The organism is Shivajiella indica (genome assembly GCF_042683085.1).
GTDB lineage: Bacteria > Bacteroidota > Bacteroidia > Cytophagales > Cyclobacteriaceae > Shivajiella > Shivajiella indica.
This window is the reverse complement of sequence record NZ_JBHUIV010000016.1, coordinates 391,550-418,500: the sequence shown is the minus strand read 5'-3', so window position 1 is coordinate 418,500 and position 26,951 is coordinate 391,550. Positions and strand designations below refer to the sequence as shown.

Sequence of the window (26,951 nt, the reverse complement as noted above, 5' to 3'; positions counted from 1 at the left end):
AAAATCTTAATTGGTTGAATAATCCGAAAAAGAAAAGTTAATGTTGAAACTGTCTTGAGTTAGGAGGTAAAAATCTGAATTTAATCTATGACAAGAAGTAAAAACCAAAATCGAAAGATCAAAGTTGCCATGGTTCTGACCATCCTTATTGCGATGATATTTGGAAAGAATCTTTTAGAAAGGAAAAACTTCAATCAATTGGGGGATAGCTTCATCTCTTTTTATGAGGACCGATTGGTGGTAGAGAGTTATATTTTTTCAATTTCTGAAAAACTTTTTAGGATCAAATTGTTGGTCAATCATTGTGAGTTTGAAAGTGATTACAGCCATGTCATTGATGAAATCATTCAATATGAGGAAGGTATTTTAACCTTGGTACATGAATTTGAAAACACCAAACTTACCATTACTGAAGAAGGATTTTTGACCGATTTCAAAAAAATCATTCAGGAGAATTTAAGAATTGCAGATTATGCTTCACTGTATTCTGATTCTTCCGGAATCAATTCGGTAAAAGTTAAGGAGTATAATTCTTATATTGAACGTGCCATAACAGATTTGGAAAAGCTTTCTCAAATCCAGCTGGAAGAAGGGAAAATTTTAGCCATGAATTCTGATAAAGTCGTAAACAGGTCCAAAATTTGGGCTCAATTTGAAGTAGCAGCATTGGTAATTCTTTTGGTCATTATTTACCTGCTCATCTATACCTCCCGATCAATTAGAAATGGAATTGTGGACTAGACTAAACAAATCTTTGAATAAAAAGCCCCAAGATAAACTTTAGTGCCTTGGGGCTTTTTCATCTGGATTTCAGAAAACCAAACTTTTCATAAATCCTGCATTTAATTCAGCAGCTTCCATGGGGTTGGTTCCGTCAAACCTTTCTTGCTCCACGATAAAATATTTCATACCGTTGTCCATTCCAGCTCTTAAAATTTGAGGGAAATCCATGATTCCTTTCCCGATTAAGGTAGACCCATTAGGTTCCTCAAAATTCAACTCACCAGATTTGTCCTTAACATGTCCCAAGGTAAATCTTCCAGGATAGCGTTTAATATAATCAATTGGGTCTTTTCCTGCAGTATACACCCAATAGGTATCCATCTCATAGTCTACCAAAGCTGGATCTGTATTTTCCATTAAATAATCCTGGGGAATTTGGCCTTCCAATTCTACGAAAGTATAACCATGATTATGGTATGCGAATCTTAAACCATGTTTTTGGCAGATTTCTCCCTGCTTATTAAAATCTTCGGCTAGTCTTTTGAAATCATCCATGGATTTTTGAGGCCCTACCCAAGGACAGATTAAATATTTCATTCCAATAGCACTAGCTTGTTCTGCCTGGAGTTCGAGATTTTCAAAGGTATTGGCATGAGAGGCTATGAAATCCAAACCAAGGTCATCCATGAGTGTCTTGAATTCGGTATTTTTCATTCCCCAAAATATTCCTTTCCCTCCATCAAAACCCTCAATTTGGGTATACCCATAAGATGCCAAAGCCCTTATGGTGGCAACGGCATCCTCTGCCATATTTTCTTTTACAGAATAAAGCTGAATTCCAAAGTCATCTAAAATCCCTTTTGCAGCGCCTAAAATTAGTTCATTGGAAGTACTTTCTTCTTTTTTTGGAGGTGTACAAAACTGTAGAGGCAAAAAGGCACCTGCTCCAAGAACAGTACTCATTTGAATAAATTTTCTTCTATTTTTCATACTGGGTTAGAAATAAAAGAGACTGTTTCAACAACAGCCTCTAGGTGAATATTTATTAAATTGCATATGCACGTTCTCCTGGAGTATAATCAATGCAGGGATCATACCTTCCTGGTACCTCAAAATATCTCAATTGCTGGGTGGCACCGATTTCTGAAGTAAAATATCCCAAAACTGTCAGGTCTTTCAACATGCCCAAAATCTGTCCTACTAACGCAGGATCTGATTCAATTGTAGCTTTACCATTTGCCTGCAACTCATTTAAATAGTTTGTCCTTTCCTCAACACTTACCTCCATGAAATCTTTGCCTTTTGCTTTTTTAAAATCCTTTTGGATTAAATTCAGCCCTTCTACAAATTTGGTTTGTTGTTCGGCATTATAGGTGTCTTTGACCATCATTTGCATAAATTCGCCTATTTTTGTGGCCTTTGCTCCAGGAGTATCTGTAGAAGGTATAATAGCTTCCCCGATTTCATCCAAAAAAGCAATATCTTTTGGTGAAAATTCCAGACCTACAATTTGATCTTCAGGCGCACAACCAGTCAGGATGGCATTTGCTCCTACCATTGCCCCACCCATCATTAGGGCGACACTTTTTATAGCATCTCTTCTATTCATTGCCATGGTTCGATTTTTTTAAAGTTTAAAGATTCCCTTTTTTGAGTTCATTTACCGCAAAATCAGCAGCCCTAGCTGTCAAAGCCATATAGGTAAGTGATGGGTTTTGAGCTGCGGCGGAAGTCATACAAGCTCCATCTGTCACAAATACATTTTTAGCATCCCATACCTGATTATTTCCGTTAAGTACGGAGGTCTTTGGATCTCTTCCCATTCTGGCAGTGCCCATTTCGTGGATTCCCTGACCAAAGGTATACCCTGCATCAAAAGTGTTTACATTCTTTAGACCTGCGGCTTCTAACATTTCTGCAGCATCATTCATCATGTCCACTCTCATTTTTTTCTCATTTTCTTTGATCTCAGCATCCATTTCCAATACAGGAATTCCCCATTTATCGACTACGTCCTTGCTCAGTTTGATTTGGTTTTCATGGTAAGGAAGAATTTCTCCGAAAGCGGTCATTCCCATACTCCATGGGCCCGGTTCGCTCAATGCTTCCTTCAATGGTGCGCCAAAGTTTATTTCAGCCACATTTCTGCTCCATCCTGAACGGCTGGCCCCACCCTGGTAACCGAATCCTCTTATATAATCCCTCTTATCACCATTGACATTCCTAAATCTCGGAATATATATTCCGTTTGGTCTTCTTCCAAAGTAATATTTGTCCTCGTATCCTTCTGCAATCCCATTTGCCCCCAACCTGAAATGGTGATCCATTAAATTGTGTCCCAATTCTCCTGAACTGCTCCCCAATCCTTCCGGCCATATATCTGTTGCAGAACGCATCAAAATAGCTGTTGAATTTAAGGCAGAGGCGCATAGAAAGATAATCTTAGCATTATAAACATAAGTCTGATTATTCTCCCCATCAATTATTTCTACCCCAGTTGCTTTTTTTGTATCCTTATCATAAATAAGTTTAGTTACAATTGACCAAGGTCTTAGGGTTAGGTTCCCAGTTTTTTCAGCAGCTGGTAAAGTGGAAGCCTGAGTACTGAAATATCCACCAAAGGGACAGCCTAGGGAACATTTATTTCTAAACTGGCATTGGGTTCTGCCTTCCAATGGCTGGGTCAGGTTTGCAACTCGGCCAATAGTGATCAATCTCGTGCCATTAAAGGCTTTTTTAACCCTTTCAGCTACATCTTTCTCTACACAATTAAGAGGCATCGGTGGCTGAAATTCTCCATCAGGAAGTTGAGGAAGGCCATCCTTGTTTCCCGAGATTCCGGCAAATTTTTCCACATAACTATACCATGGTGCCAAATCCTTGTACCGTATCGGCCAGTCAATGGCAATTCCCTCTTTTAGGTTTGCTTCAAAATCAATATCTCCAAGCCTATAACTTTGTCTTCCCCAAAGTAGGGATCTACCCCCTACCTGATATCCCCTAAACCAGGTAAATGGTTTTTTTTCTATATAAGGAGAATCGGATTCATGGGCCCACCAATCAAGGTTCAATTCATTCAAAACATAATCTCTCCTTAGATTAGGATGGTTTTCTAACATCTGTATGGTTCTTCTTCCGCGATGAGGTACTTCCCAAGGAGCTTTTGTTGCCGATTTGTAATCTGTCCGGTGTTTTACCATTGGACCTCTCTCAAGCATGAGCACTTTAAGGCCTTTTTCGGTTAATTCTTTCGCTGCCCAACCACCACTTATACCTGATCCGACAACAATTGCGTCAAACGTTTGTTCTGCCATAATTTTACTTTTTCAAAATACTTCTTATCGTTCAAAGGGTTTATTCCCCGATTTTTTTCTTATTTAGCTACTGTTAAAGGTTCAATTCAATCCAGGCCTTACAATTATTTTTTCAATATTACAGGGTTAACTTTTATTGAAAAGGATTTTCAACTCTAACTACACCATGTAATAATTTCCAAGATATCCTTGTTAAAAGGTATTTTGAAAATTTCAAGCATGTAATATCAATTCTACATTGTTTCGGCTATGCTTTTAATTTTTTTTGATTCATCTCTGAAAAGGATCAGAAAGAAAAGGACCACTAATATAGCAATACCTGACGGAATCATCCAGATTGATTGCCAATCATGTGTACCATCAGAATTTAAATATAAATCAGTGACATAACCTGCAATACCAAATCCTATGAGCATACCTAAACCATAGGTAGCCAAAGTGATTAATCCCTGAGCGGAAGACTGGAACTTTGGGCCTGCTTTAGAGTCAGTATAAATCTGACCTGATACGAAAAAGAAATCATAACAGATCCCATGAAGGGCTATTCCTATAATTAAGAGCCAAAGACCCCCTCCTGCATCCCCAATTGCAAATAATGCATACCGGATTACCCAGGCCACCATACCTACAAGAAGGGTTGCCTTAAAGCCATATCTTTTAAAAAAGAAGGGAAGTAAAAGAAGAAAAAAAGCTTCTGAAATTTGTCCTATTGTCATTTTGCCTGTAGGATCAGACACACCGATTTCAGCTAAAAAAGGATTGGCATTTTGATAGTAAAAGGCAAGAGGTATGCAGATCAGTACAGAAGCCAAAAAAAAGATCGCATAATTTCGGTCTTTAAGCAGCTTTATCGCATCAAATCCCAATAGGTCCGAAATCTTAACTTTGTCATTTTTATCTGCTCTGGGAGGTGTTTTTGGTAGGGTAAAACTAAAAATGCCCAATATCAATGAAGAAATGGAAGCCATTAAGAAAGTGTTTTTTAATAAGCCATTGGCCATGCTGTCAACAGAGTCCCAATAGAATAGATAACTGATCGCCAAACCTGAGGCAATCCAGCCTATAGTACCCCAAACTCTTATCGGCGCAAATTCTTTAGCAGTATCTTTCATCTGTCTAAAAGAAACTGAATTGACCAAAGCCAATGTGGGCATGTACAGAACCATGTACATGAATATAAAAGGATAAAACGATGCAAATGAAGAGGAACTATAACATAAGTACAAAAGTACTGCTCCGATCAGATGTAGAATTCCTAAAATTTTTTCTGCATTAAAATACCTGTCTGCGATAAGGCCAATGATAAAGGGGGCGATAATAGCGCCAAAAGACTGGGTGGAAAAAGCAGCTCCTATCTGTGTTCCTGTGGCTCCTAGGTTTGCACCTAAGAAAGTTCCCATTGTCACATACCATGATCCCCAAACAAAAAATTCGAGAAACATCATAAAAGATAATCTTGATCTTAATGCAAAGGTCATTTCAGGCAAATATTTGGTGGAACGTAATATTTTTAAAACGTAAACTATAAATTTTCTATTTAATATTCAGGTTTTTTGATTTAAATTTAATTCCAGCCATTTGTAAATCTTATGAAGTAGATACCTTGTCGAAATCTTTACCACTCATAACATCTTACTGCAATTTGTCACTTATTTTATTTCAAATTTAAGTGGGAAAAAATGAAAAACTAAATTACAGGAAATTTTATCTGCAAAAGTAAAAGACAATTAAACTTTAAACCTGAATAAAAATGACAGCTCAGAAGAAACTGAAAATGGGAATGGTCGGCGGTGGTCCAGGTGCATTTATTGGAGCAATCCATCGTAATGCTGCTTTAATGGACGGATTGATTGAGTTAACTGCCGGATCTTTTAGTAGCAATCCACAAAAATCCCGTCAGGCCGGCGAGGATCTTATGCTAGATCCATCAAGAGTTTATTCTTCATATGATGAAATGATTGAAAAGGAATTGGCCTTACCAGAATCAGAACGAATTGACATTATCAGTATAGTAACCCCTAACAATGTACATTTTGATCCCACCAAAAAGGCACTTGAAAATGGTTTTCATGTGGTTTTGGATAAGCCTATGACTTTGACCTATGATGAGGCTAAAGAGTTGTACAAGATCATTAAAAAGAGTGATAAGCTTTTTTGTTTGACCCACACCTATACCGGGTACCCTATGATTAAGCAAATGAAACAAATGATATCCAACGGGTTGATTGGAGAAATCAGAAAAGTTTATGTGGAATATCCTCAAGGGTGGCTTTACAAATTATTGGAACACGAAAATAATAAACAAGCGGAATGGAGAACAGATCCTGCCCGAAATGGTAAAGCCGGGTGCTTCGGGGATATTGGTACGCATGCTTTTAATTTGGCAGAATACGTGACGGGAATCAAAGTGGCCAAGATCTGTGCTGATCTTGATATCAAGGTGGAAGGACGTCCTATTGATGATGATGGAGCTGTTTTGATGAGATTTGAAAATAATGCCTCTGGCATTCTAACTGCTTCCCAAATTGATGCAGGCTGTGAAAATAACCTTAAAATCAGGGTTTATGGTGAAAAAGGCGGGCTTGAATGGCAACAGGAGGACAATAATACACTTCTTGCTAAATGGCCAGGTAAACCTGCTGAAATATATAGAGCCGGAACAGGATACCTTGGTTCCTTAGCCAATGAAAACACTAGGACCCCAGCAGGGCATCCAGAGGGCTATATAGAAGCATTTGCGAATATTTATAGAAATTTCGCCAGGTGTATTTACGCCTTAAGGAAAGGAGAGGAACCTAAACCAGAATGGTGGGATTTCCCAGGTGCAGAAGATGGTATCAGGGGTATGGCTTTTATTGAGAATGTGTTAAAAAGTTCTGCTTCAGAGCAGAAATGGACACCATTTACTGTTGAGTATTAGTTTTTACCGATTTCAGTCTTTACGTTATTATCTTTAAATTTAAATTAGTTTCAATTAAAAATAAAACCTATGAAAACCATAAAAGGACCAGCAATATTTCTTGCACAATTCGCCGATGATGTAGCCCCTTTCAACAACTTGAAAAATATTTGTGAATGGATGGCAAGTGCAGGATATAAGGGAGTCCAGATACCCTCTTGGGACGGGAGGATGATTGACCTCCAAAAAGCAGCGGAAAGTAAAACCTATGCGGATGAAATAAAAGGTGTGGTGAATGATGCTGGATTGGAAATAACCGAACTTTCCACCCATCTTCAAGGTCAATTGGTAGCAGTTCATCCAGCATATAATGAATTGTTCGATGCTTTTGCTCCAGCTAACCTTGCAGGTAATCTTAAAGGGAAATCGGAGTGGGCAACCCAACAATTAAAGTATGCAGCTAAAGCTTCTCATAATTTGGGTTTAAAAGCACATGCTACCTTTTCTGGGGCTTTGATGTGGCATACAGTTTATCCATGGCCTCAAAGGCCAGCTGGATTGGTCAATACGGGATTTACAGAGCTGGCAAAAAGATGGCTTCCAATTTTGGATACTTTTGAGGAATATGGTGTCGATGTTTGTTATGAATTACATCCAGGAGAAGACCTTCATGATGGGATTACGTTTGAAATGTTCCTGGAAAAAGTAAATAATCACAAAAGGGCCAATATCCTTTATGATCCGAGTCACTTTGTTCTTCAATGTTTGGATTATCTTCAATTTATAGATTTTTATCATGAAAGGATTAAAATGTTCCATGTTAAAGATGCGGAATTCAATCCAACAGGAAAGCAAGGGGTATATGGAGGTTTTCAAGGCTGGGTGGATAGAGCAGGAAGATTCCGTTCTTTAGGGGATGGACAAGTGGATTTTGGTGGTATATTTAGCAAACTTTCCCAATATAATTATTCAGGTTGGGCGGTTTTGGAATGGGAATGTGCCATAAAGCATCCAGAACAAGGGGCGATTGAAGGAGCGCCATTTATTGCAGATCATATCATCAGAGTAACAGAAAAGGCTTTTGATGATTTTGCAGCTGCAGGAGCTGATGAAGCTTTCAACAAGAAAATCTTAGGAATTTAAACGACTATCAACCTATATTTTAAATTATGAAAATTATAAAATCTTTATCAATTGGTATTATTACCCTATCTTCATTTGCATATTCATGTGGGGGTGGAGGAACTCAATCAACCGATTCGGGAACAACAACACCCCCTGCCCCTGCCGCTACACAGGCAAAAGTCAGTTTGGAAGATAAATACAAAGACGACCCCATATTTATTACAGGGTCTGCCAAAGCAAAAGAAATTGGCTGTACTGCCTGCCATATGGTAGAAAGAAAAATTGTTGGCCCTTCCTATGCTGATGTAGCTGCCAAATATGAAAACACTCCTGAAAATGTTGAATTGTTAACCACTCATGTTATCAATGGAAATGTGGGAAATTGGGGCGAAGTTCCTATGCCTGCTCATCCTCACCTTGCAAAAGAGGATGTTGAAGCAGTTGTAAAATATGTCCTGTTATTAAAGAAATAAGATGAAGCATTCAATTTTTGCCTTGTTAATAGGTTCCATTTTTGTCTTTTCTTGTGGCGGTGGAAAAGAAGATCAGGTTGAAGAAGAAATAAAAATTATTGAGGCAATCGAAAGTGATTGGATAGACCTATTTGATGGTCAAACATTCAATGGTTGGTCTAAATATGGAGGTGGAGATGTAGGAGCCGCTTGGAAAATTCAGGACGGAGCTATTTATTTAGATGCCACTAATAAAGACAATTGGAAACCAGGGGATGCCGGGGACATCGCTACAATTGATGAATTTGATAATTTTCATTTTCAGGTTGAATGGAAAATTGCAAAAAACGGTAATTCAGGCATTATCTTTTTTGTCCATGAAGCTCCTGAATATTCCTATCCATGGATGACAGGGCCTGAAATGCAGGTTTTGGATAATGATGGGCATCCAGATGCTAAAATCCGTACCCACCAGGCAGGAGACCTGTATGACCTGATTGAATCAAGTGAGGAAACAGTAAAACCTTTAGGGGAATGGAATCTTGCTGAAATAATTTCTAAGGATGGAAATCTTGAACTTCACCTGAATGGAGTAATGGTGGTTTCTACTACCATGTGGACGCCAGAATGGGATGAAATGGTTGCCAATTCCAAATTCAAAGACATGCCAGGTTTTGGGAAATTTAAGAAAGGTAAAATAGCCCTTCAGGATCATGGAGATGAAGTCTGGTTTAGAAATATCCGCATCAAGAAATTGTAAAGATCAAATAATCAAAATAAAATCCGGGCTTTGGCCCGGATTTTTTATTTATGGATGTATTCAATTGTTCCATTCAGCACCATAATTTTCCATTGGAAGAAATACCAATTTTGAAGGATATTTTTTACAAGTAATCTTTTAATTTAAGTGATCGGTTTCACCCTTATAATAATAAGATGGACAGAAGAAAATCACTTAAAATCATTGGTGGTTCTGCATTAGGAATTGCAGGTTTAGTGCTTGCTGACTGGAAATGGCAACTTGTGGACCAATTGACCCATAAAGGTTTTTTTACTTTTAAAGAAGAAAATCTCATTTCATCTATAGTGGATACATTTATTCCTGAGGGATTGCCTCCTAAAGTTCCCAGTCTGGATGCTAAACCTATTGGTGGTTTGAGTACTGGAACTGATAAGTTTCTTTTCCGTCTTTTTGAACATTGTTATGAAAAAGAAACCCAGGATTTAATAAAACAACAATTGGTAAACCTGGATAAAAAGGCAAAAGAAGAGTTGGGTAAATCATTTATCCTTCTACCTCAGGAAGACAGAGAAAAACTGATTCTTTCTTTGGAAAATTCTGAGAAAGAAAATGAAAATGAATTCTTCAAACTCATGAAATCACAAACTATCACGGGGTTTACTACTGTCCGGGAAGTGATGGAAGACTATAGGGGGTACCAGGTCGCTCCCGGGTATTTCAAGGGGTGTGTTGACATGCCTTCTCAGGTCTAAATAATAAGATTATGTTACAAGATTCAAAAGAAAAGCGCACCTATGATGCCATTGTTATCGGTTCAGGGGCCAGTGGGGGCTGGGCAGCAAAGGAACTATGTGATCATGGATTGAAGACATTAGTTCTGGATAGAGGTAAAATGGTCCGACATGTGGAAGACTATCCATCAGCCTCCAAAGCTCCTTGGGAATTTGAATTCAGGGGAGTTGTACCCTTAGAAAAAAGATCAGGCTTGGCGGCTTCTAGATGGGTCAGGGAAGAAACCTTACATTGGGCAATGGCAGAAGACGAACAACCCATTATTGAGGAAAAACCTTTCAGATGGTTCAGAGGCTATCATGTAGGAGGAAAGTCTTTATTGTGGGCACGGGCAACCCAAAGGTGGTCTGATTATGATTTTGAAGGGCCTGCAAGAGACGGATTTGCTGTAGATTGGCCGATAAGGTATAAGGATTTGGAACCATGGTTCAATCATGTAGAATCTTTTGCCGGTATTGCAGGAAGCAGGGATGGATTGGCAGAACTTCCTGATTCCATTGTAATGCCAGGTTTTGAATTAAGTTGTATTGAAAATTATTACAAGGAACAGTTAAGCAAGAACTACAATAATCGATATCTAATTCAGGGAAGGTGTGCCCATTTGACAGACCCTCAGGAAATCCATTTAAAGCAAGGAAGGTATAAATGTCAAAATCAGAACATGTGCAACAGGGGCTGTGTTTACGGTGGGTACTTTAGCGCTAATTCCTCGACCTTACCTTGGGCTGAAAAGACAGGAAACCTTACTGTGAGACCAGATGCAGTAGTTGAATCCATCATTTATGATGAGGAAAAGGGACGTGCTACAGGTGTCAGGATCATTGATCGAAATACTAAAGAATCCATGGAGTTTTATTCCAAAATCATTTTTGTGAATGCTTCGACCATTGCCAGTAATGCTATTTTGTTAAATTCTAAATCATCTAGGTTCCCAAATGGCATTGGAAATGACAATGGATTAATGGGTAAATTTTTGGCCTGCCATAACTACAGGGGTAAAGGCAGCGCTACCTTTGAGGGATTTTTAGATAAAATCACGGAAGGAAAGCACGCTGGGCATGCCTATGTGCCAAGGTTTCGAAATGTCTTTAGGCAGGAAACTGATTTTCTTAGAGGCTATTCCATTGGAATGGCAGGGAATAGAGGTTTGGGTTCGGATACCAATGTCATTGGGCATCAATTGAGGGATAATCTTTTGAATCAAAAGTATGGCAACTGGCATATGTCAGCTTGGATGCAAGGTGAAACTATCCCAATTGAAAGTAACCATATTCGTTTGAGTACAGAACAGAAAGACAAATATGGTACTCCTCAAATTATACTTTCAGTTGAATGGACCGAAAATGATGATAAAATGACTGCAGATTTCTTGCAACAGCAGACTGAAATGTTTGAAAAGGCAGGTTTTACCAATATAAAGGTTGAAGATACCAAGGCCCCTCCAGGATCAGATATCCATGAAATGGGTGGGGTTAGGATGGGTAGAGATCCCAAAACTTCTTTATTGAATGAATGGAACCAGCTTCATGCCTGTAAAAATGTTTTTGTTACTGATGGTGCCTGCATGACCAGTACCAGTACCCAAAACCCTACCTTGATGTTTATGACATTGACCGCAAGGGCGGCAAACTATGCTGTCGATGAATTGAACAGGAGAAACTTGTAAATAATTAATCGATAATAGGAGTATAAAGAAATTGGAAATCAAAGGTTTATTTACCTCGAATTTGAACCATGCAATAAAGCCCACCTCAATGTGTGGGTTTTATTTTTATTTTGGATTAAATTCTTATTTTTCAATTGGATAGCCATTTCGTGTCCAATCAATGATGCCACCCTTCAAGTTATAGACTTTTTTGAATCCATTATCCAAAAGAATCTTTGCTGCCTGAGAACTTCTCGCACCAACTGTACAATACACATATACTTCCTTGTCTCTTGGGAGTTGTTGGATTTTTTCCATAAAGTCCCTTTGATAAATATCAGCAACATGAGCATTCGGAATATGTCCTTGGGCCACTTCCCCAATCGTTCTTACATCCAGCACAATTCCCTGACCTGAATCAACAAGGTTTTTAAAAGTTGCTGCATCCACATTTTTAATAAATGATTCTGAATTTGATGGATCTTTTGTCTTATGGTTTTCAATTTTGTTTTGGCTGCAGCCAAAAAATAAGAAAGGGACCCAAAAAAAGATAAATGCGTGTTTAAAGCTCATAGTTTAAATTAAATGTTTATTTCTTGGTAAATTAATAATAAGTATTTGAATTGATATGTGTATAAAATCACCTAGAAAGTTTTTTAAATTTCTCCTCTCTTAAAAGAGTAAGGCAAAAAATAATGCAAATTAAACCTTCTGAATTATTTTGGTCGAAATTAGATTTAATCTGGCATTTTGTGAAAATTTGATTTTTATTAATTAAGATTGTTCTATAATGATCCTAATATATTTCCTAAAAGAAATTTGATTGAAAATCAAACACATGTTCAGATTGAAACAGAATATCCCCATAATTTTATTATTATTAGCCAGTTTGGTCCAGGCCTGCAATTCCACCTCAGATAAAGAGAAAAATGAAGGGGAACAAGATCTTTTAACCTCAACAAAGAAAGTTTCAATAGCAGAGATTGAAGAGGGTATAAAAACCTATATAGACTCAGAAACTCAGTTAAATGATGGGTACTTTTTAGTCCGAGAGGAAAAAAAGGAGCTAAAACTTAAATTAGTAAGGGTCCATACAGAATATCTCTCAAATTTAGGCCCTTCAAAACATTTTGCCTGCGTGGATTTGGCAGATGAAAAAGGGGATGTATATGATGTGGATTTTTTTCTTGAAGGTGAGCCTGGAAATATGAAAGTAACAGAAACCTCCCTTCATAAGCTTAACGGAAAACCTTATTACACTTGGAAGCAATTGGTAGATAAAACCTGGAGGCGTGTTCCTGTTGAAACTGCTTCAAATGATCTTTTGGGTGTAGTGGAGGGTAAAGACAGTTTTAAATTCCATTATAAGGCCACTTTCCCGAAAATTGAAAAAGAAGCAAAAGTATGGATTCCTATACCAAAGTCTGACAATTACCAAAAGATAAAAATTATAACCTTGAACGCGCCCGGGAAGCAGAAAGAAATTGAAGATAGGGATTTTAATAATAAGGTATTGTTTTTAGAATTAGGCCCTGAACATAGTGGGGATAATTTGGAAATAGTTTATGAAGTTGAAAGATTGGAAAAAGGTCCTTACGAGGATTCTGGTCCAATATCAGAAGAATATTTAAAACCAAATCTATTGATGCCAATTGGGGGGCAATTTGAAGAGATTGCCCTTCAGGCTATAAAAGGTAAGGAAAATGACAGTAAATTGGTACAGGCAAGGGCTTTATATGATTATATCATTGATAATATGCGATACATGAAATTTGGAAAGTATGGGAGGGGAGATTCTGTATACGCATGTGATTCCAAAACAGGGAATTGTACCGAATTTCATTCTTTTTTCATTTCCTTGGCGAGGTCTATAGGAATTCCTGCCCGTTTTTCAATTGGTGCATCCATCCCTTCGGAAAGAAATGAAGGAGGAATAGACGGGTATCACTGTTGGGCGGAATTCTACGCAGAGGGGAAATGGTGGCCGGTAGATATTAGCGAAGGAAATAAATATACTGCATTGGCCACCTATTATTTTGGAAGGCATCCTGCCAATAGGATTGAATTTAGTCAGGGCCGTGATCTCATTGTAAGCCCATTACCTAAATCAGGTCCAATAAATTTTCTCGCATATCCCCTAATGGAGATAGGCGGAGAAACAGCATATCCATTAACAGAATTTACCTTTATCCGTAATTAGTTTTTTTGGAATTGGGAAATTTATAAAAAAGCAAAAAGGGGATGTGAATCCCCTTTTTGCTTTTGATTTAAATCAATTTTTTAGTCATTAATTAGATGGGTGTTCGCCTCCCCCGCTAGGATGTTCGGTGCTGTCGGAAGGATGTTCAGCATTGTCAGAAGGATGTTCAGCTTCGTCACTTGGATGTTCAGATTGTTCGGTTTGTTCTTCTGTTTTCTTATTCCCACAAGAACTTACAGTCGTGGCAAAAAGGAATCCGAATAAAATCAGAAGGACTGAGAAAGATTTAAATTTTTTTAAAATTAACATAATTATGAGAGGTTTAGGTGATTTTTAATTTAGAGCAATTTAATTCATAAAAAATCAAAATAAAAAATAGCATGAATGATTTAATACTATCACAACCAATTTAATCCAAAATTTTTTTTGTGAAAAAATTGTTGTCAGATAATTGATTGAACTATTCATGTGTCAATACCATTGCCTCCAATCTGTTATAACATTTGTCGCAAAGATCCAGGAATCCATCTTCATATTGGTAAGGTTTCGGATCAATAGGAGAGGAAAAATATACCCTTATTATTCCGGGTTTAAGCAAAATTGAGCCCCTTTTCATTATCTTATCTGCGCCTATAACTGCCATTGGCAGTATAGGTATCCCTGTTTCCACGGCAATCCTAAATGCACCTTTTTGAAAAGGCAAGAGGGTTTGGGTAGTATTATTTCTTGTTCCCTCAGGAGCAACAACAATAGAAATTCCTTTTTTTAGTATTGTCAAAAGTCTTTCAACCGATGCTTTTCTGGATTCAGTATCTTTCCTATCTACCCATACCGCAACCCGTGAAGTAATAAATCCGAATACAAGGATCTTGGAAAGTTCTTTTTTTCCTATAGCCCGTACCTCTTGTTGGATTGCCATGGGAATAACAGGGGCATCAATAAAAGACCTGTGGTTAAAAATATAAATATAGGGTTGGTTGATATCTACAAATTCCCTTCCATTTATTTCATACCTGATACCTGAAAGAAAAGACCAAATTGACGCCCAAAGACGGATGAAAATAAAAGAAATCTTACCACCTTTTTGACTGACCAAAAGAGGAATGACTATGAATATTCCAAAAACCAGCATAAGGGCAATAAAAAGTAGCCCAGAATACAGGGTATAAATCCATAGGATAATTTTCATATACCAACGACTTTGGTTAATTTTGGGTAATTAATAACAATTTACTAACTCTTTGCTTGCAAACAACCCCTGAAAGTCTATTTCAGGGGTTTCGTTTTTTATCAAAACTCCAGCAATTGCTTCAATTTAATTTTGAATCTTTCCACAGGTAAGAAGTTTTTTTCAAGACTGGCAGCGAATGGGACTGGTGTATCTAAACTGCCTTCTCTCATTATAGGAGCATCCAAGAATTCAAAGCAGTTCTCTGCAATCCAGGCAACTATTTCTGCCCCTATTCCTCCTGTCAGGCAATCTTCCTGGAGAAAAATTACTTTCCCCGTTTTTTTAACTGTCTTTTTCACTGCTTCTTTATCCCAAGGCAATAAAGTCCTTAAGTCCAAAATATCTGCAGAAATGGCCATTTCCTGAATAATGGTTTTGGCCCAATGGACTCCCATGCCATAAGTAATGACGCTTATATTTTCACCTTCTTCCACTAATTTGGCTTTTCCTATTTCCAGGGTATAATAGTCCTCAGGGATTTCTTCAGCAATTGAACGATACATTGCCTTATGTTCAAAATAAAGATAGGGATTAGGGTCTTCAATAGCTGCATTCAATAAGCCTTTCGCATCAAATGGATTTGAAGGATACACTATCTTTAATCCTGGCGTATGGAAAAACCATGCTTCATTGGACTGCGAGTGAAATGGTCCTGCGGATACTCCTGCACCTGTTGGCATTCTAATTACCACATCGGCTTCCTGTCCCCACCGATAATGGATTTTAGCCAAATTGTTCACGATTTGGTTGAATCCGCAGGTAACAAAGTCTGCAAACTGCATTTCTACCATTGCTTTATAGCCCTTAATGGAAAGGCCAAGCGCAGTACCTACAATGGCACTTTCACAAAGAGGGGTATTCCTAACACGTTCAGATCCAAACCGGTCTTTAAAACCCTCTGTGATTTTAAAAACTCCCCCATAAGTTCCAATATCCTGTCCCATCAAAACAAGATTGGGATATTTTTCCATGGATTGTTTCAAACCATCTGATATGGCATCTATAAATCTTTTTTCACTCTTTTGATTGGAGACAGGGTGAATAATTTCTTGATTGTAGGGGTAATAAATGTCAGTTAACTCTTCATTACTATTTGGAATGACTTTTTCCTCGCCAAAGGCAATATCCAGTCCTTTATTAATGGCAGTTTTAATTTTTTTGTTAATACTCTCTTTTACCTCACTTGAGAGGATGCCCATTTCTTCCAGGAATCTTTCATAATTTTGAACCGGGTCTTTAAGTGCCCATTTTTCCATGAGTTCTTTGGGCACATATTTGGTGCCTGAAGCCTCTTCATGGCCCCTCATTCGAAATGTGATTGCTTCAACCAAAACGGGTCTCGGATTTTTTCTAATATCCTCAGCTATATTTTTAATCGTATCATAAACTTCCAATACATTATTTCCATTAATCCGAATGGCTTCCATACCATAGCCAGGTCCTTTTTCTGTAAAATACCTAAAAGCAAATTGTTCTTCACTGGGCGTAGAAAGCCCATAGCCATTATGTTCCACAACAAAAATTACAGGAAGTTTCCAGACAGCTGCCACATTTAATCCTTCATGAAAATCTCCTTCTGAACTGGCTCCATCACCCGTAAATACCAAGGTGACTTTTTGTTCTTTAGAAAGTTTATGTGCAAGCCCTATTCCGTCAGCAATAGCCATCTGAGGTCCTAAATGCGAAATCATACCGACAAGATGATGTTCTTTGGAACCAAAATGAAATGACCTGTCCCGTCCCTTTGTAAAACCTGATTTTTTTCCTTGAAATTGAGCAAAAAGTCTTTCCAAAGGGAGTTTTCTTCCTGTAAATATTCCCAGGTTTCTATGCATGGGAAGGATATATTCATCTGGTGCCATTGCATTAACCGCCCCTATGGAAATTGCTTCCTGTCCCCAACCACTGAACCATTTGGAAATTTTCCCCTGACGAAGAAGAATCAGCATTTTTTCCTCTATTCTGCGGGGCATTAAAATGGATTCATAAAGGTCCAAAAGGACCCGATCACTATAATTTTTTCTATCAAAAATAATGGCGGTTGTTTCTTCCTGTAGCATAGAAATTTGGGTTCATTTTTCTGCCAAATTAGGTGAAAAATACAAGGGAAAAAATTCTAAATTTAATTTTACTTAATCAATTCAATAGAGGGAAAAATTGACCCTCCATCTTTTTTCCTTTATTTATAATCGGAACCCCATGCAATAATTCCTCATCTGTATTTGAAATTGTACCGTCGGCAAAAACATTCAGCACAAATGCTCTTCTACTTCGTTCTGATCTGTTTTCATAACTTCCGTGGACCAACAGAGGATGGTGAAAAGTGGCATAACCTGCTTTAAGTTCAATTGGAATCGGTTTAAATTCTGCTTTCTGCTCTTCAGTAATATATGCCATCAAACCATTCATATCACCCGCCAAGGCTGGTTTATCCAATAAACCCCATTTGTGACTTTTTGGAACGTAATAGATACATCCATTTTCAGTGGTGGCATCATCGAGGCCACACCAACAGGTTAAATGTTGCATTTCTACTGTTCGGGTCCAATAGGAATAATCCTGATGCCAGGCAACTACACCTCCATGATGCGCAGGTTTGCAAAAAAGCTGGTCATGCCAAAACCTTACTTTTTTATTTCCCAATAGTTGGCTTGCCGCCATTACAAAAGCCGGGTTCCAAATGACATCATGAAAAGCTTTTGATATTCGCCAATGCCCTAAAGAATGAAATAAAACAGTATTAGGATCAGAAGATTCATTGCTGTGAAACTCATGGAATAAATGATGCAATGGATGTTTTGGATCTGCCACCTCATCCAATTCTTTTTTAAGCACTTCAATTTGATGCGGTTCCAATAGTTTTATTCCACTCAAGTAACCCTGCTCTTTAAAGAACTCAACTTGTTCATTTTTTAGCCTGTATGGTTCCCATTCTTTTTCTGTTTTTGGCCAAGGAAAAAGGTCAGTTATGGGATGATGGTATTGGGAAAGATCCTGCATAGGTTTTTGGGTTTTATTGCTTTTCAATTTACAGTGCATCCACCTAATTTGAAATAGAATATAGTAAAATCTACCTTGACCAGTGGGAAACAGTAATTAAAATAGGTAATTAAATTTTCATTTAAACATGGAGGCTCTTAATAAATTTTAGACTCCAATTTTTCCAATCTTTCTAATAAAGGAGGATGGGAATAATTGACAAAAACGTACCATTGGTGGGGATTGATATTACTTAGTGAATTGACGGATAAGGTTTTTAGGGCTTCTGCTAAGGGTTGACCTGAATAAGTTTCTTTTGCAAAAGCATCTGCTTCGAATTCATTCTTCCTGCTCATCATGTTCATCCCTATTCCTAAAACCATTGAAATTGGAGAAAATAGCATTGTGAAACCAATAATATTTAAATGTATTGCCATGGATGTTCCTCCTAAAGCCAAACTCATTTTTTCACTGAAAATAAACTGTGATAGTATAAAAAGTAGAATCCCAACCTGAAGGATTGATAATATCATACTCCAAATGATATGTTTTTTCTTGTAATGACCTATTTCGTGGGCCAAAACTGCTACCAATTCATCTGGGGTATGTTGTTCTATCAAAGTATCATATAAGACCACTTTTTTTCTTTTTCCGAATCCTGAAAAAAATGCATTGGCTTTAGAGGACCTTTTGCTTCCATCTATGACAAAAATATTTTCCAAAGGAAATTTCACTGAATAGGCATATTGAACTATTCTATCTTTAAGTTCACCATTTTCCAAAGGCGTTAACTTATTAAATAAAGGAAGAATTAAGGCAGTGTAGAAAAGGTTGACAAATACCATAAAAACGGCAGAAACAACCCAGAATTGCCACCAAAAACCTCTGCCCATTTGGTGGATTAACCAAAGTAAAATGGCTAAAAGACCACCCCCGATGACTATAGATAGGAAATATCCTTTGATTTTATCTACAAAATATGTCTTAACTGTACTCTTGTTAAACCCAAATTTCTCTTCAATCACAAAAGTTTGAAAATAATCAAAAGGTAATGATAGTAAATCAGAACCTATAAAAATGATACCAAAAAAGACCAAAGAAAGAATGATGGGTTCTTCTATCCATGTTTTTAACCAAGAATCTACCAAGCCAAAAAAACCGAAGTAAATAAATCCAAAGGTTAAGCAAAAAGACACCAGGCCAGTAACTAATGCAAACCGAAAATTTGTTTTTTGATAATCCTTAGATCTGATCAGTTTTTCTTTGTTTACATATTCCTTAAGAGTTTCTGGTACTTCAGGAACTTCTCGGATTATGTTTAAATAACTAAGTAATTTTTCAAAAATAAAACCTATCGTCAATACGCTTAATAAGAGGTATTTAACCCATTCCGCATCCATTCAATTAATTTTAAAATTTAGGGCATGGTAAAATAGTATCCCTTCCTCTAACGGTATTTCTGTTTTTGTCCCCCAATAGAAACGATAGACTAATCTCGTGGGCTCCCCCTGACTGCATTCCCAGTTTTGAGACAGTATAATCAAAACTATATCCAATACTCACACCACTAACTAGGTTGACTCCTGCCATGAAAACTAAGGCATCTCGGTTACTTTGCTGTTCAACAGGTCGATAGGGTAATCCTCTGTACCAAAGGCCTAAAATCAAAGGTTCTAAATATAAATAAGCACCAAGGTCCAATTGCTCAAAAGGCCCTTGTCTTTTATAATTTAAAGTGGGGACAATATAACGTTGTTTGTACTGATGTGTAAAATCATTTCTGTAACCACCAGTCCCCAAAGAAATTCTATAACCGGTGTGTATGGATAATTTATAAGGCAGAGGACTCACTCCCTCCAAAAATGATTGATTGGGTTGATTTAGATGATCTGCCGCAACTCCAAACCAAAATTTGTCAGTGAAAAAAAGTCCCCCAGCAGATAATGAAAGCATATTAACTGGTTCTCCAAGTCCAGGAATATCACTCCCAGGGGCAACAGGACCAAAAGGATTGGTGGGATCAATTTGATTGGCAAAAATCAGATTTTCATAAAAGCCAATGTCTCTTCTGATATAACTTGCTCTGAAACCAGGTCTGAAATAGGATTTGTCTCCTAACCTTAGTTCGTAGGAATAAAGTGCTGCAATAGTCAAAGACCGTAAATTAGCAGCACCTTCCGTATCATTCATAACTAATAGGCCAATTCCACTGTTATAATCTGGTAAGTAAGTATCAATATACGCAGAGAAAGTTGTGAACTGTGCCTCTAAACCTGGCCATTGATTCCTATAATTGAAACCAACCCTGGGAACTAACTCAGATCCGGCAAATGCGGGATTGAGATATAAGGGGGCCGCATAATATTGACTATATTGCGGATCTTGCCCAAATGATTTGGTAAAAATAAAAATACCAACGAACAAGAAAAAAAGACGATATAGATTAGACCTTTGCAAGTTTTTATTCGTTAATTGGAAAACTCAATTCATCAAATCAAACGCTGGATTGTGTCCTTTGTTTTATTACAAGGTGTAAAATATGAAAAGCCGAATTAATAACATAAATATAAAATTAATTTTTACTGTAATTGCCCTAATATTCGGTATTTGGCCAATTAAAAGTGGCTATTCCCAAGGATTTAATAATAACGAATGGATTTTTGGTTATTGTGGAGCTACTGAGGAAAATAGTTATTTATCCTTTGGAAAAGGCCAGGACCCTATTGTTAGGACCTTGCCCGGCTCGGTAATTGTTGGCGAAAATAACAATGCAATTGCAATAGATCCGATTACAGGAAATATAATTTTTTACACCAATGGGGAATTGGTTTACAACGGAAATAATGATCCCTTGGAAGGTATGGCTCCAGGAATTAACGGGAATTATTCCGGAAGGCAACAGGTGTCCATAGGTACTTTAGAATTTGACCCGGAAGGAGAAAAACTATACTACATTTTTTACCTTAGCCCTACCGGACAACTCCAGTACTCTGTGGTGGATATGAATGCCCCGGGCCAGGCCGTCGGAAACCAACCTCCTTTGGGTGAAGTTACAGATAAGGATATTTTAATAACAAATGGAGCAACCGGAGCCATTACTGTTATAAAAACTTCAAGTTCCCCTTCTTATCTGGTCAGTTTTGAAGGAGGCAACTTAATCTCACGAAGAGTTGAGAATACCCAAGGTGATTTTACCATAACTGACTCCAGTCCGATTGGAATTACACCTAAAGCGATGTTGTTTGATGAGGAAAGAGGTCAGATAATAATTTTGCCTGAAAATGACGGAGAGGATATTGTAATTATTGATTATGATACCTCTAATGGAACCTTTGGAAATACTGTATCGGTAGATCTATCAGGAGGTACCGAATCCATTGATGGAGCAGCTTTTTCACCAGATGGCCAATATTTGTATTTTTCGCGGGGAGATGAATTACTCAGAGTTCCTGTTAATGATTTAAACGCTGATCCCGAGTTAATCCCTTTTGAAAATGATGTATTCAATGTTTATGACATTAAGGTGGGACCTGACGGAAGGCTTTATTACATCTATGAAGAGGTTGATGGGGGGCCGCAATTGATAGGTAGGATAAATAATCCAAATGAGACCCTATTAGCAGATTTGGATTTGGAAGAAGATCCTTTTAATGGAACAGATTTTTGTGGTACTATATTTCCTCAGTTTGCCCCAAATCAGGATTTTAGTCCAACTTTAGATTTTATTTGGGAGCCTGACACGCCATGTAGTAATAATCCAGTCCAATTAACAAGTATCATTACCCCTGAGAATTATAGTCCGGTCAGCTTTGAATGGGCTTTTAATCCGCCTTTGACTGATGAAGAAGGAAATCCCGTGGATATTGATTTTACACAAGAACATTTATTGATTCCGGAAGAAGCGACAGCAAATCAAAGTGTGGATGTAACTCTTACTGTTACTTTTGCTGACGGGACCACACAAACGGTTAGGAAAACAATTGATCTAGTTGAAAATGACCTACAAGCCAACTTCAGTGCTCAGGATACCACAGTATGTGAGGGGGCCTGCGTGGATATTGGTTCTCTTCTCGAAGTACAGCAAGGAGGAGGACAAGGTGGTGAAACACCTGGCGTTGGTGGAGGACAGGGAGTGAATTATGAATATTTTTGGTCAAATTATCGGGATGAAGGTTGGAGTACTAGAACGGACAATTGTGTGGAACAGCCTGGCTTATATTGGGTATTGGTAAGGGAACCAGGGTCTGAGTGTTATGCTTATGCAGAAGTGAGGGTAAGGATTTGGGATTTACCTGACCAAAGCAATAATATATGGTATTTTGGTGATGGGGCCGGGTTGGATTTCAATCCTGATCCGGACAATCCTGATGGGCCACTTCCAAGACCGGTTGGTCATAATAGGGATATCCCTGCAGGAACTACAACCATTTCTGATGAAACAGGCCAGGTATTGTTTTTCACTGACGGCCAATCGGTATGGGACCTCAATGGTGATCTGATGGAAAATGGGGATGATATTGGAGGGGATAATACTGCCTCTGAAAGTGTAATTGCTGTGCCGATTCCCCAAAACCAAACGGTATTTTATGTGTTTACCACCCAATCCTCAGCGAATGGAAGCAACCAGGTAAAGTATTCAGTAGTTGATATCAAAACCGAAAATCCAACTGGAGTAGGAAGTGTGGTTACAAAGGATAACTTTCTATTCAGTCCAAGTACAGAACATAGTGCTGCTTTGGCCTCGGGGGATACAACTTGGGTAATGTTCCATGAGTTGGGGAATAATACTTTTAGGGCATATCCTGTATCTCAGTTTGGAATTGGGCAACCTGTTTTTTCATCTGTAGGCTCTAACCATAACTTCAACACTGGTGTGGGAAGTATGAAGTTCAGTCCTGACGGAAGTCAGCTTGCCATTACCATCCAAGAAGGGAATTGTTCAAGGTTGGAAATATTTGATTTCAATCAACAAACTGGGCGTATGACAGAATATGCTTTATTGGACTTGGGTTGTGGAGATGAAATTTATGGGCTTGAGTTTTCTCAGGATGCTTCCCGAATATTTGTCAGCTATTCCAATGGAAGTGGTAGGATTGAAGAATTTTTGATCAAAACACCACTAGAACAAAGAGAGGAAGATGGACCTGATCCTGATTTATCTTGTGGATCTTGTTTTGAAAATGCTTCAACCAGAGCGGCAAGGGAAAACTGTATTTTAAGTTCCTCAATCAGAAATAACCTCACCACAGCAGGTCCGTTTGGATCTTTACAAATAGGACCTGATGGGCAGATATATGTGTCACGGCCAGGTCAGGGTACCATAACCAGGATTCAACCAGGAGCAAACTGTGATGACAGCTTTTATGACGAGCAGGGGGTGAATTTGGAAGGGGGTACTATGAATTTGGGATTGCCGGCCTTTGTCCAACAATCAGGGAGTAGTATACCTGAACCAGCCCTTGCCGTACCCGAAAGGCTTTGTTTGGATCCTGAACTTGGTGCATTGGGATTATTGGAAGGAGGGGGGGAGCCTGATATAGATAGTTATTTTTGGACTATTGTTCATGAGGATGGGGAAGAAATAATTTCTGAATTTGGTGGACCTGGCGAAGAATTCCAATCTTTGGAACAATCATTCCCAAGACCAGGAATTTATACGGTTACATTAAGAGTTGATAGATGCGGGGATCCAAATTATTATGAAGAAAGCCTTCCGATTGAAATAGTAGCTGCCCCTGAACTTACTTTGCCGGATGAATTTACACTTTGTGCCGGCTCACCTGTGGAATTGACAGCCATTGATGGATACGATCCAGCAGATGGGTTATATGATTTTGAATGGAGGAATGCTGCCGGTCAATTGATTGGTGATGAAAACAGCAATACTATAGAAGTTACAGAGGAAAGTATTTATACTGTTACTGTTAGATTTAGATTACCGGATGGTGTAAGTCCTGAGGAATTTGATGTCTGTCCTGCCACCAAGTCTGTATTTGTTGGTCCAGCATTTGATTTTGACCTCACCCAAAGTGCTGAGGAGGTTTGTTATGATGAATCTTTGGTGGTTTTTGCCCCTACCACTCCAATTCTAGGCGAATGGTTCTATCAACAGGTTGGATCACCTGATAGGGTATCTTTAGGTGAGTTTTTTGAATTGGAGTTGGCTCCATTTACTTTGCCTTCCCCGGGTGAATATGAGATTTTCTTTTTGGCTGAAGATCCTCTTGTTGAAGACTGTTTCATTGAAAAAAGAGCTTCATTGATTGTTTATCCATTACCTCAAGTAGAAATTGTCATATTGACAGATGCAGATGATTGTACCGTGCCAAATGGGAGTTTTGAAATTACGGCACTTACAGATATTGAGACTTTGGAAATTTCAGAGCTTGGTCTGTCATTCGGTCCTTTAGTTGCTGGAGAAGTTCTTCCTGTTTTTGCAGATTTGGAACCAGGTATTTACACTATCCGTATGACTACAGATTTTGGATGTCAGTTTGTTCAAACGGCAGTTATACAGAATCTTAACCCACCTCAAGGTATTGAAGGATATCAAGTTGATAGCATTCCTGAAATTTGCGCATCCTTAGGTATTGAATTCGGGCAGATCATAATTCGCTTTTTAGATGGGCCGGTTAATGGATCCTACCAGATTATCAGGGAAGGTGATGGCAGTGAATTTACCGGTACAATCGTTGGTGAGGAAACAATTTCAGTTAGTGTTCCGGCAGGATTTTATTCCATAATAATCACAGATAACAATGATTGTGCGATTCCTTTTGATGGGCTTATAGAGGTTTTGGAAGTTCTACAGGTGGATTTTGATATGGCAACCGATGTAGTCGCATGTGGCCAATACACTTTTACCCCTCAATCTTCCGAAGAATTAATTTTTACAGTTATTGATGCCAATGGAGATATTATTTTGCCTGAAACTGATGGAAGTTTTACTATCCTTAATCAAGGAGTTTACACTGTAAGAGCGGAAGACCCTGATGGGATAGACTGTCCAAGAGAAAGGACCTTAAATGTGGTTTTCACAGATCCTCCTGCTTTTTCACTAGAAGGACCAAGGGTAGATTGTGATCTTGGGGTATTTTATGAAGTGATTCTCGGACCGAATGTAGCCCCGGAAGATGTTTTTATATTCTGGCTTGACCAATCAGGGCAGATTATTAGCCGAAACCCTCAATTTTTCCCAACAGCAATTGGAACCTACTTTGTGGAAGTACAACCAAGGAATGGGACGTTATGCGAAATCGATCCTTTACAATTTGTGGTTGATAATTTATCTGAAGAAATTGAGGTTTCTCTGGAGGTTTTGCCATTCTGTGCAGATGATCCATTTACAATTATAACAGTGATAGCGGACTTGTCTGATATTACTGTAATTGAATGGTATTCTATTCAAAATGGCGTTAGGACACCCATTGATAGTTTTTTTGGTATGGATAGGGTGGTAATTCAACAAAACGGGTTGTATGAGGTTGTCTTAACTAATAGTTCGGATTGCGAAGTAGGTTCGGCCCAAGCTGAGATCATTCAATCAACAATAGGCCCTCCGGTTATTGAAGCACTTTATGTTATTTGCGCAGAGGAAGGTGAAACACCGGTTATTGATCCGGGAGAATATGATAATTATTCATGGCAGATAAATGGGGAGGAAGTTGCGAATACACCTACGTTTTCTCCTGTAGAAGGAGGTGAATACACCTTGATTGTGGGAGATGATTTGGGGTGTTTTTATGAAGCCAGATTTGATGTTCAGGTGGATTGCGAATTAAAAGTTATCTTCCCTAATGCAATGATTTTAAACGATCCTTCCAAAAACTTTGTTGTATACACAAGTGACTTCGTGGATGAACTTGAAGTATATATTTACAATAGATGGGGACAATTAATATTTTATTGTGAAAGCATGGGGAATAATGCTGATACTCCTCTCTGTTCTTGGGATGGTACTGTCGGAGGAAAATTCGTTCCTGTAGGCACTTATCCAGTTGTAGTAAAATACGGAAGTTCAGCACAGAGCGTTAGAAAATCAATCACAAAACCAATTTTAGTTTTAGAGTAAAAAATGATTACAGTTATTTCTCCAGCAAAAACATTAGACTTAAGCACCACAGATTTTAATTTAGCCAGTCAACCCGAGTTTAAAGCTAATACTATGGAATTGGTTTCCATTATGAAGAAGAAGAGTACATCTGATTTGATGCACTTGATGGATATCAGTGAAAATCTCGCTCAATTAAATAGGGAGCGCTACAAGAATTTCAAAAAAACATTTGAACTTGGAAATTCCAAACAAGCATTATTGGCCTTTAAGGGAGATGTTTACACCAAAATGGATGTTGATAACTATAGTTTGGAAGAATTTGAATTTGCACAAAAACATTTGAGGATATTATCCGGGCTTTATGGTCTATTGAAACCGTTAGATCTTATTCAGCCTTACAGATTGGAAATGGGTATCAGATTGGAAAACAAAAGAGGCAAAAATTTATATGAGTTTTGGGGTTCGAGAATAGCAAAGGCAATCAATGAAGCCGCTAAAGGTGACCCTGTAATCAACCTTGCATCTCAGGAATATTTCAAATCTGTTGAGGTAGATAAATTAAAATCCAAAGTGATCACACCTGTTTTTAAAGAGTTTAAAAATGGGAAATACCAAGTGATTGGCCTATTTGCTAAGCAAGCCAGAGGAATGATGACAGATTTTATTATCAAAAACAGAATTGATGATCCTGAAGAATTAAAGGTATTTAATTCAGGAAAGTATGAGTTTAAGGAGGATATGGGAAATGGAGAATGGTTATTTGTAAGGTAGTTTTTGCAGATGTTTTTTGTTTTAA

At 38.1% G+C, this 26,951-nt stretch carries 21 protein-coding genes; 10 read left to right on the top strand and 11 right to left on the bottom strand.

Going from position 1 to position 26,951, the window contains the following annotated elements:
- The first annotated feature begins 87 nt into the window (after positions 1-87).
- Positions 88-741: an MCP four helix bundle domain-containing protein gene (locus tag ACFSKV_RS11250; protein ID WP_380802647.1), complete on the top strand. Its 654-nt coding sequence runs from the start codon at positions 88-90 to the stop codon at positions 739-741.
- A 69-nt stretch (positions 742-810) separates the two neighbouring features.
- On the opposite strand, the gene ACFSKV_RS11245 is transcribed toward ACFSKV_RS11250, so the two are convergent.
- The 4 genes from ACFSKV_RS11245 to ACFSKV_RS11230 form a co-directional block, all read right to left on the bottom strand.
- Positions 811-1,713 carry a sugar phosphate isomerase/epimerase family protein gene (locus ACFSKV_RS11245; RefSeq protein ID WP_380802645.1) on the bottom strand — a complete coding sequence of 301 codons (903 nt, stop codon included), beginning with the start codon at positions 1,711-1,713 and terminating at the stop codon, positions 811-813.
- Between the two features lie 55 nt (positions 1,714-1,768).
- Entirely contained in the window at positions 1,769-2,338 is a 570-nt protein-coding gene (locus ACFSKV_RS11240; protein WP_380802643.1) for a gluconate 2-dehydrogenase subunit 3 family protein, read from the bottom strand.
- Positions 2,339-2,357: 19 nt separating this feature from the next.
- Positions 2,358-4,037, bottom strand: coding sequence for a GMC oxidoreductase (locus ACFSKV_RS11235; RefSeq protein ID WP_380802641.1), 1,680 nt, complete (start codon positions 4,035-4,037; stop codon positions 2,358-2,360).
- Positions 4,038-4,270: 233 nt separating this feature from the next.
- The gene (locus ACFSKV_RS11230; protein ID WP_380802639.1) at positions 4,271-5,515 is read right to left on the bottom strand and encodes a nucleoside permease; all 1,245 of its coding nucleotides are present in this window, start codon (positions 5,513-5,515) and stop codon (positions 4,271-4,273) included.
- Positions 5,516-5,787: 272 nt separating this feature from the next.
- Here ACFSKV_RS11230 and ACFSKV_RS11225 point away from each other — a divergent pair, with 272 nt between their 5' ends.
- The 6 genes from ACFSKV_RS11225 (at position 5,788) to ACFSKV_RS11200 (ending at position 11,713) form a co-directional block, all read left to right on the top strand.
- Positions 5,788-6,957, top strand: coding sequence for a Gfo/Idh/MocA family protein (locus tag ACFSKV_RS11225; RefSeq protein ID WP_380802637.1), 1,170 nt, complete (start codon positions 5,788-5,790; stop codon positions 6,955-6,957).
- Positions 6,958-7,026: 69 nt separating this feature from the next.
- Positions 7,027-8,079 (top strand): sugar phosphate isomerase/epimerase family protein, encoded by a 1,053-nt coding sequence (locus ACFSKV_RS11220; RefSeq protein WP_380802634.1) that lies wholly within the window; start codon positions 7,027-7,029, stop codon positions 8,077-8,079.
- A gap of 26 nt (positions 8,080-8,105) precedes the next feature.
- The gene (locus ACFSKV_RS11215; RefSeq protein ID WP_380802630.1) at positions 8,106-8,534 is read left to right on the top strand and encodes a c-type cytochrome; all 429 of its coding nucleotides are present in this window, start codon (positions 8,106-8,108) and stop codon (positions 8,532-8,534) included.
- Position 8,535: 1 nt separating this feature from the next.
- Positions 8,536-9,273 carry a 3-keto-disaccharide hydrolase gene (locus ACFSKV_RS11210; protein ID WP_380802626.1) on the top strand — a complete coding sequence of 246 codons (738 nt, stop codon included), beginning with the start codon at positions 8,536-8,538 and terminating at the stop codon, positions 9,271-9,273.
- A gap of 176 nt (positions 9,274-9,449) precedes the next feature.
- Positions 9,450-10,007 carry a gluconate 2-dehydrogenase subunit 3 family protein gene (locus ACFSKV_RS11205; protein WP_380802624.1) on the top strand — a complete coding sequence of 186 codons (558 nt, stop codon included), beginning with the start codon at positions 9,450-9,452 and terminating at the stop codon, positions 10,005-10,007.
- An 11-nt stretch (positions 10,008-10,018) separates the two neighbouring features.
- The gene (locus tag ACFSKV_RS11200) at positions 10,019-11,713 is read left to right on the top strand and encodes a GMC oxidoreductase (RefSeq protein WP_380802622.1); all 1,695 of its coding nucleotides are present in this window, start codon (positions 10,019-10,021) and stop codon (positions 11,711-11,713) included.
- Positions 11,714-11,836: 123 nt separating this feature from the next.
- On the opposite strand, the gene ACFSKV_RS11195 is transcribed toward ACFSKV_RS11200, so the two are convergent.
- A complete protein-coding gene (locus ACFSKV_RS11195) occupies positions 11,837-12,265 on the bottom strand; it encodes a rhodanese-like domain-containing protein (RefSeq protein WP_380802620.1) in 429 nt (142 codons plus the stop codon).
- Between the two features lie 265 nt (positions 12,266-12,530).
- Here ACFSKV_RS11195 and ACFSKV_RS11190 point away from each other — a divergent pair, with 265 nt between their 5' ends.
- Positions 12,531-13,892 carry a transglutaminase-like domain-containing protein gene (locus tag ACFSKV_RS11190; protein ID WP_380802618.1) on the top strand — a complete coding sequence of 454 codons (1,362 nt, stop codon included), beginning with the start codon at positions 12,531-12,533 and terminating at the stop codon, positions 13,890-13,892.
- 87 nt (positions 13,893-13,979) lie between these two features.
- On the opposite strand, the gene ACFSKV_RS11185 is transcribed toward ACFSKV_RS11190, so the two are convergent.
- From ACFSKV_RS11185 to ACFSKV_RS11160, 6 genes are all read right to left on the bottom strand, one after another.
- Positions 13,980-14,201, bottom strand: a complete 222-nt coding sequence (locus tag ACFSKV_RS11185) for a hypothetical protein (RefSeq protein ID WP_380802615.1) — start codon at positions 14,199-14,201, stop codon at positions 13,980-13,982.
- Between the two features lie 151 nt (positions 14,202-14,352).
- Positions 14,353-15,081 carry a lysophospholipid acyltransferase family protein gene (locus tag ACFSKV_RS11180; RefSeq protein ID WP_380802613.1) on the bottom strand — a complete coding sequence of 243 codons (729 nt, stop codon included), beginning with the start codon at positions 15,079-15,081 and terminating at the stop codon, positions 14,353-14,355.
- Between the two features lie 101 nt (positions 15,082-15,182).
- The gene (locus tag ACFSKV_RS11175) at positions 15,183-17,183 is read right to left on the bottom strand and encodes an alpha-ketoacid dehydrogenase subunit alpha/beta (protein ID WP_380802611.1); all 2,001 of its coding nucleotides are present in this window, start codon (positions 17,181-17,183) and stop codon (positions 15,183-15,185) included.
- Between the two features lie 76 nt (positions 17,184-17,259).
- Positions 17,260-18,123: a phytanoyl-CoA dioxygenase family protein gene (locus ACFSKV_RS11170; RefSeq protein ID WP_380802608.1), complete on the bottom strand. Its 864-nt coding sequence runs from the start codon at positions 18,121-18,123 to the stop codon at positions 17,260-17,262.
- A gap of 137 nt (positions 18,124-18,260) precedes the next feature.
- On the bottom strand, positions 18,261-19,502 hold the full coding sequence (locus ACFSKV_RS11165; protein WP_380802606.1) for a M48 family metallopeptidase: 1,242 nt from the start codon (positions 19,500-19,502) through the stop codon (positions 18,261-18,263).
- A 10-nt stretch (positions 19,503-19,512) separates the two neighbouring features.
- Complete coding sequence (locus ACFSKV_RS11160) at positions 19,513-20,559, bottom strand: PorP/SprF family type IX secretion system membrane protein (RefSeq protein WP_380802604.1); 1,047 nt, start codon at positions 20,557-20,559, stop codon at positions 19,513-19,515.
- Between the two features lie 82 nt (positions 20,560-20,641).
- On the opposite strand from ACFSKV_RS11160, the gene ACFSKV_RS11155 reads away from it, so the two are divergent.
- Together ACFSKV_RS11155 and yaaA are read left to right on the top strand one after the other, a co-directional pair.
- Positions 20,642-26,173 (top strand): T9SS type B sorting domain-containing protein, encoded by a 5,532-nt coding sequence (locus ACFSKV_RS11155; RefSeq protein WP_380802601.1) that lies wholly within the window; start codon positions 20,642-20,644, stop codon positions 26,171-26,173.
- A 3-nt stretch (positions 26,174-26,176) separates the two neighbouring features.
- Complete coding sequence (gene yaaA / locus ACFSKV_RS11150) at positions 26,177-26,926, top strand: peroxide stress protein YaaA (RefSeq protein WP_380802598.1); 750 nt, start codon at positions 26,177-26,179, stop codon at positions 26,924-26,926.
- Positions 26,927-26,951: the final 25 nt, after the last annotated feature.